The organism is Planktothrix tepida PCC 9214 (assembly GCF_900009145.1).
Lineage (GTDB): Bacteria > Cyanobacteriota > Cyanobacteriia > Cyanobacteriales > Microcoleaceae > Planktothrix > Planktothrix tepida.
On sequence record NZ_LN889801.1, the window covers coordinates 72,984 to 84,797 of the forward strand.

At 38.7% G+C, this 11,814-nt stretch carries 7 protein-coding genes and 1 pseudogene; 5 read left to right on the forward strand and 3 right to left on the reverse strand.

Annotated features, from left to right (window positions below; genetic code table 11):
- The first annotated feature begins 249 nt into the window (after positions 1–249).
- Both PL9214_RS13175 and PL9214_RS13180 read left to right on the forward strand, forming a co-directional pair.
- Positions 250–1,182: a class I SAM-dependent methyltransferase gene (locus tag PL9214_RS13175; protein WP_072719270.1), complete on the forward strand. Its 933-nt coding sequence runs from the start codon at positions 250–252 to the stop codon at positions 1,180–1,182.
- A 137-nt stretch (positions 1,183–1,319) separates the two neighbouring features.
- Positions 1,320–3,518, forward strand: a complete 2,199-nt coding sequence (locus tag PL9214_RS13180) for an alkaline phosphatase D family protein (protein ID WP_072719271.1) — start codon at positions 1,320–1,322, stop codon at positions 3,516–3,518.
- Here PL9214_RS13180 and PL9214_RS13185 read toward each other — a convergent pair.
- Complete coding sequence (locus tag PL9214_RS13185) at positions 3,491–4,543, reverse strand: GGDEF domain-containing protein (protein WP_186440357.1); 1,053 nt, start codon at positions 4,541–4,543, stop codon at positions 3,491–3,493. The two genes, PL9214_RS13180 and PL9214_RS13185, sit on opposite strands and share 28 nt — an antisense overlap.
- Positions 4,544–5,174: 631 nt before the next feature.
- Between PL9214_RS13185 and ltrA the strand changes: the two are divergent.
- A pseudogene (gene ltrA / locus PL9214_RS13190) lies at positions 5,175–6,914 on the forward strand (group II intron reverse transcriptase/maturase).
- A gap of 498 nt (positions 6,915–7,412) precedes the next feature.
- On the opposite strand, the gene PL9214_RS13195 reads toward ltrA, so the two are convergent.
- Together PL9214_RS13195 and tnpA are read right to left on the reverse strand one after the other, a co-directional pair.
- Positions 7,413–8,492: a PIN/TRAM domain-containing protein gene (locus PL9214_RS13195; protein ID WP_072719273.1), complete on the reverse strand. Its 1,080-nt coding sequence runs from the start codon at positions 8,490–8,492 to the stop codon at positions 7,413–7,415.
- 282 nt (positions 8,493–8,774) lie between these two features.
- Positions 8,775–9,173 (reverse strand): IS200/IS605 family transposase, encoded by a 399-nt coding sequence (tnpA, locus tag PL9214_RS13200; RefSeq protein WP_072717176.1) that lies wholly within the window; start codon positions 9,171–9,173, stop codon positions 8,775–8,777.
- A gap of 35 nt (positions 9,174–9,208) precedes the next feature.
- On the opposite strand from tnpA, the gene PL9214_RS13205 reads away from it, so the two are divergent.
- Both PL9214_RS13205 and hemW read left to right on the forward strand, forming a co-directional pair.
- A complete protein-coding gene (locus PL9214_RS13205; protein ID WP_222425192.1) occupies positions 9,209–10,435 on the forward strand; it encodes an RNA-guided endonuclease InsQ/TnpB family protein in 1,227 nt (408 codons plus the stop codon).
- Positions 10,436–10,531: 96 nt separating this feature from the next.
- The gene (gene hemW, locus PL9214_RS13210) at positions 10,532–11,800 is read left to right on the forward strand and encodes a radical SAM family heme chaperone HemW (RefSeq protein ID WP_072719274.1); all 1,269 of its coding nucleotides are present in this window, start codon (positions 10,532–10,534) and stop codon (positions 11,798–11,800) included.
- The last annotated feature ends 14 nt before the right edge of the window (positions 11,801–11,814 follow it).

Sequence of the window (11,814 nt, forward strand, 5' to 3'; positions counted from 1 at the left end):
AACCCATCTCTCCATCATTTTTTATCGTAGGGTATGTGACCTAAAAAAAAACTATGATCCCAGCAGTAAAGTTATGGGTCGTCACCTACCCTATTATCGTTTTTCGACGGTATTGCCAACAAAAACCTATTGATTTCACTGCCTCCCTCTAAGGGAGAAACCCGGTTTCTCGTTTCTCCTTCCGAGGTGACAAAAAACCCCCGTCGTGAAACACTAAAGAATATAAATGCAAATACTCAAATATTAATTATGACGGTCAGCACCACCTCCAAACCCGAATTGATGTCCCGCTTCGTCAACGGGATTTTAGCGGTTAAACCCCTCAGCAATTTTGCGAAACACCAAGCCCGACAAATGATGATTAAACGGGCTGAAAAAATGGGAGTTCCTTGGCGAAAACAGACGGAAACCTTACTCGCCCGGAATTGGGATGCAGAATTATCTCAAGTTGAAAACCCCAATCTGCAATATCCCGATTATTATGTTACGTCCTTCCACGCCTATGAGGAGGGAAATCTCAGTTGGCAAGCCGCCGTTGAAGTGGAAGTTGCAGCTTATGCGGTTCATGCTAAAATCTGGCCAGAAGCAGGAGTCCAGGGGGATGCCAAACTCCGACAAAGTTATCATGATATTTTAAAAGCTCAATTACCGACTCCTCCACAGGATATTTTGGATTTAGGATGCAGTGTGGGAATGAGTACATTAGCGCTGCAAGAAACGTTTCCTGATGCGAAGTTAACTGGTGTGGATTTATCGCCTTATTTTTTAGCAGTTGCCACCTACAATACCCAAAAACAATCGAATTGGAAATATCCTCCCCAATGGGTTCATGCACCTGCGGAGTCAACCAGTTTACCCAGTGCTTCTTTTGATTTAGTTTCTCTGTGTTTAATTTGTCACGAATTACCCCAAGCTCCCACCCGTGAAATTTTCCACGAAGCACGACGTTTATTACGTCCGAATGGTCATTTAGCCATTATGGATATGAATCCCCAATCAGAACAATTTAAGAAAATGCCGCCTTATGTTTTTACCTTGTTAAAAAGTACAGAACCTTATTTAGATGAATATTTCACCTTAGATATTGAACAAGCCATAATAGAAGCAGGATTTCAACGTCCTACGATTAATTTTAATAGCCCTCGTCACCGAACCATTATTGCTACTGCGAAATCGATTTAAATAGATTCCGCTTTAAAACTGTGGAACTATAGGATATTAAATTGAGTCCTATTAACCATAAATGAGCATTTTCGGATGTAGGGGCGAGGTCATCTCGCCCTTAAAGGTTATCAGGTTCATTTCATTGAATTACGTTTATGTTAGATGCTGCTGGTTTATTTAATGAATCCTTTTATTTAGCTCAAAATCCTGATGTTGCCGCCGCCGTCAAGAGTGGGGTAATTGCCAATGGATTTCAACACTTTATTGAGTCGGGTCAATTTCAAGTTCGCCAACCGAGTCCCCTCTATGATGAATCTTATTATTTAAGTACAAATCCTGATGTTGCCCAAGCCGTTAATAGTGGAGCATTTGCTAGTGGTTTTCAACATTATATTACCCTAGGGCAATTTGAAAATCGTAACCCCAGTTTTTTATTTAATACCTCTTATTATTTAAACGAAAATCCTGATGTTTCTCAAGCCGTTGCCCAAGGTAATATTACTGGAATTGAACATTTTATTGAATTCGGACAATTTGAAGATCGTAGCCCCACACCCCTCTATAATTCTAGCTATTATTTAGCTCAAAATCCTGATGCAGTGGCTGCTGTTGAACGAGATGAACTCACGGGAATTCAACATTATATTAATATTGGGGCTGCGGAAAATCGACGGTTTACCCCCTTTATTGACCCAGAGGGGTCTAGCTTACCCAACCGAGTAGCAACGGGGGATACAACTGCAACTTCAACGGTATTTTGGACACGCAGTTCTGCGACTGGGCCGATTACTTTAGAATATGCGACTAATCTAAGTTTTTTTAATCCTATTGGCGTTCTCAATACCACCGTTACAGATATTACTGAACCTGTTAAATTAGAAGTCAATAATTTAGTACCTAATACTCAATATTTTTATCGGTTTACGAATGCTCAAGGTGTCTCCTCGGTGGGGAGTTTTCGCACGCCAGCACCCCTCGATATCCAAACAGAATTAAGATTTGGAGCAACGGCAGACGGACAAGGAGAATTAATGCCTTATATGTCTGTCAATAACGTTCCCGAACGCAATTTAGACTTTTTTGTACAACTGGGAAATACTATTTCTGCGGATACCATCTCTCCCGATTTACCCGATGTCCAACAAGCAACAACACCCCTAGATTTTAGAACTAAATATAATGAAATTGTTTCCCCCCGTTTAGAGCTTAATCCTTGGGCGAATTTACAAGCTTCCACAACTTTATATGGAACTTGGAATGATCAAAATTTAATTCACAATTTTGCCGGAGGAGAAAATCCTGCCTTATCTCCTCAACAATTCTTTTTTGGAAATGAAGGACAATTTATTAACGATACCAATCAATTTAATATCGGTTTAGACGCTTGGAAAGACTATAATCCTGTGGGAAATCAAGTTTATGGAGAAACGGGAGACCCACGCACAGCTAATCAAGAAAAACTCTATCGATTTCAACCTTTTGGTCAGGATGGGGCTTTATTTGTATTAGATGCCCGTTCCTTTCGAGATGCACCTTTAACTCAAGTTCCTGACCCGGCTTTAGACAGTCAAATTAATCAATTTTTAGCGTCTTCTTTTGACCCCAACCGGACGTTATTAGGTAAAGTTCAGTTACAAGATTTAAAGACTAATTTATTAGATGCCCAAAACGCCGGAGTCACTTGGAAATTTATTTTTTCTCCGGTTCCGATGCAAAATTTAGGACTGTTTGATTCGGCTGACCGTTGGGAAGGCTATGCGGCTGAACGCACGGATTTATTACAATTTATTGATCAAAATAATATTCAGAATGTGGTGTTTGTATCAGGCGGTGCAGATGGAACCATTGTTAATGAGTTAACTTATCAATTAAGTTTTGATCAACCTCAAATTCAAACCGATGCGATTGAAATTACGGTGGGGCCTATAGGTCAACAATTGAATTTAGGGGAGGAGTTGATTCCCGCAACTTTTGGTTCAGAAATTATTAACTTGAGTTCAATTGATACGATTACTCAAGAGACAAAGGATTTTTATCAAACTTTAGAGACCACTTCTAGTAAAGATCAATTGGTTCAAACGATTCTCAATAATCAATTAAATCAATTAGGATATAATAATCCGATTGGTTTAGATGAAACTCAAGGAAAAGCTGAGTTAATGCAAGGGTCTTATTTTGCGGTGCATAATTTTGGCTGGACAGAATTTGTGGTAGATGAACAAACCCAACAGTTACAAGTCACAGTTTATGGAATTGAACCCTACACCGAAACTGATATTAAAACAAGTCCTGCTAATATTATTAATCGTCAGCCCGAGGTGATTAGTCAATTTGTTGTTAATTCCATCCCATAAACAATGATTAGATTTCGTCCTTTAGCTTTCGCTTCATAGAGGGCATCATCTGCCCTTTTAATTAACAAATCAATATTCGTGTTAGGACAAGGAATACAACTACTTATTCCTTGACTCAAGGTAACATAATGATGGGGTGAATCGGGGTGAATAATTTTCATTTGAGCGAGTTTTTCCTGAATTAATTTAGCGACAGTAAAGGCCCAAGATTGGTCTGTGTTGGGTAAAATCAGAGCAAATTCTTCTCCCCCATAACGAGCAACTAAATCTGCTGGACGTTGAGCAAATTTTTCTAAAATTTCAGCGACTTGCTTGAGACATTCATCCCCTTTTAAATGTCCATACTTATCGTTATACTTTTTAAAAAAATCTACATCGCATAAAATCAACGAAATGGGCAATTTTTCCCGTGCTAACCTTGCCCATTCAGCTAATAAATAGGTATCAAAATAACGACGATTTGCAACTTGAGTTAATCCATCAACAGTGGCAAGGCGGTGTAATTCTTGATTAACTTCTTCAAGTTTATGATAGAGTTGAGATTGTTGAATTGCCATGTTAACTTGGGCAGCTAAAGAAAGAATAATTTTAACTTCTGATTGTTGCCAACGAACTTCCCCAGAAGATAGAATAATAGGATGTTTGTAAGTGCCGACTGACGCTTGGGGAGATAAACTTTGGAGGTAAGTTTTTAAGGGTTGATGTTCGTCCGGGGGGATTAAGGAATAAATCATTTTTCCGATTAATTCTTGAAAAGATTGATTAAAATAACGACTAAAGGCTAAATTAACAAAGGTAATTGTTCCATCCGGGAGAAATCGACAAATTAATTCTGTTTGCGTTTCTACAATTTCTCGATATTTTTCTTGACTTCTGAGCCGGTTTTCTAACTGTTTGCAGTTTTGTTTTTCTTCGTACAGTTGTAATTTTAATTGTTGGTGCGAAACGTTCCTGTCAAAGTCTAGGGATAAACCCCAAACGTAAGCAGGGAGATAGGTGTAGACAATTGATAGAAGGGCATTCAAACCCAACAATAAATCCAATCAAAACCTGTCTTAACTTTGGAAATGTGACCCTAAAGGAAGGTCAATCTCGGAGTCAATGGTGCGGCTTTCCGAACAATAAAGTACGGTAGCCCATTCCAAAGAGATACGGCAATTCCCACAGTGTCAGACTGATTATCAAAACACTGAAGCTGGGAGTAAAGGGGAATCGGATATAAGTCAAATACCTAAGTAATTTCTCTAGCCAATTGCCCAAGAATAACGAAAGTGAACATCCGACTTGAACCGTCGTTATAATAAAGTAGCGAAATTGACTTGATTACGCTGCGTTCAAAAGAACAAAGGGAAAAGATGGAAGTTTCAACGATACTTCTATAAAAGGTAAGTATTTCAGTTCAACACTTACTAAGACTCCCAAAAGTACCTCGGCGGATAGGATGATTCTAAAGGCAATAAACCCATTTCCAAGGAACGTTAAAACCCCTCGTATACTCCTACAGAGGTCGAATACTGTTAGGTAGCCACAAATCTATGGCGGATGTTGTGAGGGTGAGAGATGGATTCTGAAGCTAATGCTTAAACGTAATGTTTAAGATATGCCCATGGAGTCCGGTTTAGTTGTTAGGTAAGGTTTTAATTAGCAGTTAAAACGGTGAAAACGAGTATAACCAAGACTACGACTGCATGGAATACTATCAATTGGGCGAAAGTTCAACGGGTAGTATTTAAGCTGCAAAAGAGAATTTACCAGGCATCATTATCGGGACAAAATGCAAAAGCTCGGAAGCTCCAAAAACTTCTAGTCAAGTCATATTACGCCAAACTCTTAGCAATTAGAAGGGTAACTCAAGATAATCAAGGCAAGAAGACATCCGGGATAGATGGGGTTAAATCCATCACACCCAAACAACGATTAGAACTTGCCCAAAACTTGAATAAATACCAAAAGGCAAAACCACTCCGAAGGAAATGGATACCCAAACCCAACGGTGAGGAAAGACCTCTAGGAATTCCAACTATAAACGACAGAGTAAGGCAAGCCTTGGTGAAATCTGCATTAGAGCCACAATGGGAAGCCAGATTTGAGGGTGAAAGCTACGGGTTTAGACCCGGACGCTCTGCCCATGACGCAATGTCACGAGTCTTCCATAGCATCAAACAAGGGGAATATTACATCCTAGATGCTGACATCTCAAAATGCTTCGACCAGATTAATCATGATTACCTACTGTCCAAAATTGATTGTCCATCAATAATAAAAGCCCAAATCAGACAATGGTTGAAAGCTGGAGTAATGGACAACGGCATATTTGAGGCAACCGAGGCAGGTACACCACAAGGAGGTGTTATCAGTCCTCTACTCGCTAACATCGCACTGGATGGAATGATTAGACTAATTGAACATAAATTTCCAAAAAAGAAATACCGTGTTCAAGCCCTAGTCATTAGATATGCCGATGATTTCATCGTGGTAAGTCCACAATTAGAAATTATTCAACAGTGCATGATTGAAATCGAAGAATGGTTAAAACCTATCGGATTAGAACTGAAACCAGCCAAAACCCGAATTTGCCACACATTAAGAGAAATCGAAATAAACGGCGAAAAGGTAAAACCAGGATTCGACTTTCTAGGCTGGAACTTCCGGCAATATCCAGTTGGTAAACACCATTCTAGTAAAACCGGAAGTCAAAAACCCAAATTATTAGGTTTTAAAACCTTAATCAAACCTAGTAAGAAATCAATCAAAGCTCACTCGGATAAGGTGAAGGAAGTAATTAAAACCCACAAAACTGCACCCCAACACGCATTAATCAAAAACCTAAACCCAGTCATAAGAGGATGGTGTAACTACCATTCCAAAGTTGTTTCCAAAGAAACATTCTCCTCATTAGACTATGTTACATGGCAAAGATTAAGAGCATGGACAGTCAGCCGATGCGGTAAAGCAAGTTACAAAAAACTGAAAAACTACTTCAGAAAAAACGAGAATAGGGCATGGAGTTTTGAAACCAAAGACGGGTATAAACTACTAACCCATGCAGAAATACCTATCACCCGCCATGTAACTGTAAGACCTGACGCATCACCTTATGATGGAAACTGGACTTACTGGAGTACAAGAAAAGGAACATCTTTTGATGTACCTAAAAGAGTAGCAACTTTGCTCAAAAAGCAAAAAGGTAAATGTAACTTCTGTGGACAATATTTTACCCCAGAAGATGTTGTAGAAATCGGGACACAATTCATCCTACATCTTTAGGCGGGAAAAACGAATATAAGAACCTGCAACTATTACATCGCCATTGTCACGATATCAAAACGGCAACTGATGGGTCTTACAACTCAATCATAAACCAGATGTTCTGATGATAACAGTCAACTAGACTAGGAGCCGTGTGCGGTGAAAGTCGCAAGCACGGTTCTGAATGGGAGGTGAGGGTTGTAAAGCCCTCATCGACCCCTAATAACTTGAATCTTTAGCTTTTGACACTGGCTTTCTGGGTGATAGGAACAATCTGTTAGTTCTTCTGCCATAAATCCTCCCTGGATTTTGTGAATTGATAGAGAAACTTCAAACAGTGCCAGTTTTTGAGAATAATTTGCCCCTGAAGAATATAACAATATTATCGCTCTTCTTTAAATAGTATTTTAAAGTAATACCGGGAATAGGGAATAGTCTTTATTTCTGCAATTTTTAGACAAAAGCAATTATAATTCGGCTTAGTGACTATTAATATTAACTGAATAAAACAGCCACTCCTAATAAATCTTCCTTGAAAAATAGCTGATCATCAGCTAAAAACCCAGCCTCCCTATCCCCACTGGGGTCTTATTCCTAAGATTTTTAAGAGAAACCAGGTTTTATTTTAGGGCTGAATTTGGTAATTTAAGCTAACACAGAATGTTCTGGACGAGCAAAAATCATTCGACCTGCGGAAGTTTGTAGAGAACTGGTCACAATGACGCGCACCTGATCTCCTACATATTCACTTCCATCTTCTACCACAACCATTGTGCCATCATCTAAATAGCCAATTCCCTGAGAAGGTTCTTTTCCTTCTTTTCTAATTTTTAACTCAATAATATCCCCTGGTAAATAGGAGGGACGAATGGCTTGAGCTAAATCATTAATATTCAGAACTGGAACTTGCTGTACCGTTGCTACTTTGGATAAATTGTAATCATTCGTTAACAGCGTGCCGTTAATTTCTTGAGCAAATCTCACTAATTTTGCATCCACTGTTTGAGGTTCTTCATAATCAGCCGGATGAATAGAAATTTGCTCAGGATAGTCTTCCCGCAGACGGTTGAGAATATCTAATCCTCGCCGTCCCCTGATTCGTTTTTGATCATTTGAAGCATCGGCTACTAATTGTAATTCCTGTAAAATAAACTGAGGAACTAAAATTTGACCTTCGATGAAACCCGTTGCTAACAAACTTTCAATCCGTCCATCAATAATACAGCTTGTATCAATGACTTTTGTATAGGCAGGTTTTAGGGTTCCTTCTGCCAATAACATTGATTCTAAACTATTGGGATTAATAATTCTGAAAAATGCTCGTCCGTGAGTATCTGCTAAATTAACCCCAGTAAATCCAAACATGACACTGCATAACACCGCTAACAAGGGTTTAATAAACCCAACTTCACGCGGAATAGGCAGTAAAAATAAAGGTGCTAACATTAAATTAGCCACTAATAATCCAATCACTAAACCAATCGCACGGGTGATTAAGACATCCAGTGGCATCTGACGAATTTGTTCTTCCAGACGGCGATAGGTGGTTTGCACCACTAAACCCATCACGCCTCCGATTAACGCGGTAAATGCACCTGTAACCGATCGCAGTCCTTCGATATTGGTGACTTGATCGAGTACAGGTTTCGGAAGCAGTTCAATGCCGTAGAAGCCCGTTCCAGCACCAGCTATTATGAATAAAATAATAATGATTGCATCTAGCATGATTTTAAGCCGATGGAAGTGGGTTGGAAATCCTGTTGAGGATATCCGCAGGTTTGCGTACTATTATATCTTCTGTCGGAAACCTGATCTGTATTCAAGTGTTAGGGAAAACCGACTGCATCTATCCATCCTCCCTTAAGTTTGGCATTAGAGATCACTCTAAACCCGCTTGTACCTATCCTCTCTACATCTTGATGGGTTCAAGGTTTACAATAACCGTATTCAAAGCCCACGTCTTTCAAGCGTGGGATGTAGAATACCCGCCTTTAGGCGGAGTGAAGGCTAGTGAGAGTTTTGGTTAGCAATATACTTTTTGATAGTTTCACTAGAAACAGAACCAGCCGTCCCACAATAATAGCTTCGACTCCACAAAGAAGGTAGTTTAAGTAAATGAGGAAATTCTTTTCTTAATATTCTTGATGATGCCCCTTTGATTCTGAACATAATTTGATGTGGAGCAATCAAAGGGTGACAACTAATAAATAAATGCACATGATCAGGCATTATCTCCAGAGCTAGGACATCACATTCTAGCTCTTTTGCTTTTTGGTAGATAATTTCCTCTAATCTTCTGCTCACTCCGTTAACCAACACCCTTTTCCTCCTTTTTGGGCAAAAGACAAAATGATAGTTGATCAGACTAACTGATGTGTTTTTTCTTCTATATTGATTTTCTGTCATTGTCGATACACACGATTCATCAACCTTATGTTATCATGGATGACATGACAAAAATAACTCGGACGATTAAATTGAAATTCGTGGATCTCAACCGTTGTAAAGCTCAGGTGTTTGAGCAAATGACGGCAGAAAACACACGGGTTGCCAACAAGCTGTTGTCATTGCCGATTAAAGAACGGCGTAAAATGACAACAGCTAAAATTATGTCCGAGTTAAAATCTGCCCTTGTTAACCAAGTAATCCGACATACCACATCACCCACAGGTCGTAAAACCAAACAATATAAAGTTCTTCCTGTGGAAGTTAACAACCAAAACTGGAAGTTAACCCTAAAAGGGAATACTTATTCAATTAGTTTTCCAACCCTTAAAGGTGAAAAAAGAATTCCCATTGAAGTTGCATCTCCCCATTGGCAACCTGTTTTAGACGGATTGTTAGAGGGAACAATTCAAGGGGGTTCTTTTAAATTAATTAAACATCGAAATAAGTGGTATGCCTATCTGTCAATTACTGAGGATGTTCCAGAAGTTAAGACGGAGAAAAGATTAGGATGTGACCGAGGACAGAATAATTTAGCGGTAGTTGCACCTAAACAGGGTTTTGGTAAGTTCTTTAATGGTCAAAGCGTTAAGCATCGGAGACGTTATTTTCAACAACGAAGAAAACAACTTCAAGAAGCTAAAAAGTTTCGAGCATTAAAGAAATGGGACAAAAAAGAACGACGATGGATGGATGCAATCAATCATACAATCAGCCGTCGAATTGTTCGTTTTGCCGAATACCATAATGCTGATGTTGTTATTGAGGATTTAGAAGGATGTCGAAGCACAATGAAACAGAGCCAAAAATCTCGTTCTGATTCCGGTGAATCTCGACATAATTGGTCTTATTATTCTTTGGAACAGAAACTTAATTATAAGTTGGCTCTTAAAGGATTGAAATTAATTAAAAGACCTGCGCCATACACTTCCAAATCCTGTTCAACCTGTGGTTTTATTGGTAAAAGAAATCGACATGATTTCAATTGCCCTAATGGTCACTACCATAACTCTGATTTGAATGCTGCGAAAAACCTAGCTCAATGGGACGGTTTTTCTTGTCAGTTAGACCTACAGAGAGATGCTTCTGTAATGGATTCATCCGGTTTAACTGATGGGGTGCTTGGCACACCCCTGAACTCGGTGAATACAGTCAAACAAGAGTATATTCAACTGTCTCTGCTTGACTGGACTAGATACGAGAATCCCACCCCTTTAGCGTAGCGCAGGGGTGGGAGTGTCAATGTTTCATACCCAATCAAACTCCTCATTTCTTTACAAACAATTTAGAATTGAAGATACAAATGTTGATAAAATTCCATGAATGCTAATCCTCTTGTTAACAAAATTCAGCCTCCGGTATCATTTCAAGATTTAGAACCGCCCAAATCTGCTTATTTACATATCCCTTTTTGTCGTCGCCGTTGTTTTTACTGTGATTTTGCTGTTGCGGTTGTGGGCGATCGCAAACACGGGGATAATTCTACAATGATTCAAGATTATGTCGATATTTTATGTCAAGAAATTGATCAAGAATCTGTAATTGTTCCAGCTTCTAACTTAAATACAATTTTCTTTGGAGGGGGAACTCCTTCATTATTATCTGTTCATCAGCTTCAGAGGATTTTAAACACCATTGATCAAAAATTGGGTATTGCTAAAAATGCAGAAATTTCAATGGAAGTTGATCCCGGAACCTTTGATCGCGAAAAATTACAGGGTTTTGTGAATCTAGGGATCAATCGGGTGAGTTTAGGGGTTCAAGCTTTTCAAGATAAATTGTTACAATTAGCAGGGCGATCGCATACCGTTGAGGAAGTTTTTTCCGCTATTAATATTATCCAAGAAGTAGGAATTCAAAACTGGAGTTTAGATTTAATTTCTGGTTTACCTGAACAAACGCTCAAAGATTGGGAATTTTCTTTACAGGAACTATTACAACTTAACCCTAATCATGTTTCAATTTATGATTTAATTGTTGAAGACAAAACCCCTTTTTCTCGCTATTATACTCCAGGTGAATCTCCTTTACCTTCTGAAGAAGCTACGACTCAAATGTATCGTTTAGCTCAACAATTATTAACACAAGCAGGATATGAACATTATGAAATTTCAAACTATGCCAAACCGGGTTTTCAATGTCAGCATAATTTAGTTTACTGGAAAAAACAATCCTATTATGGGTTTGGCATGGGTGCGGCGAGTTATCTTCAAGGTTATCGTTTAACAAGACCTCGAAAACGCCTAGAATATTATGCTTGGGTGAAAGGGGATCATTCTGATGATATGAGTGAATTTGTGAATACAACTCAAGAACAATTATTAGAAACCTTAATGTTAGGATTACGGTTATCAGAAGGCATTAATTTAAAAGCATTATCCCAACAATTTGGAACAGATACCCTACACAATATTATAACACTATTAATGCCTTTTTATCAAGAAGGTTTAGTTCAATTTTTAGATATTAATCAGAATTTAATTCAATCTAACTTTAATCAAGGGTTAATCCGATTAACTGACCCCGATGGTTTCTTAGTATCCAATCAAATTCTATCAACAGTATTCGCCGGACTCAGTGAACTGTAGCTTAAAGTTTCTCC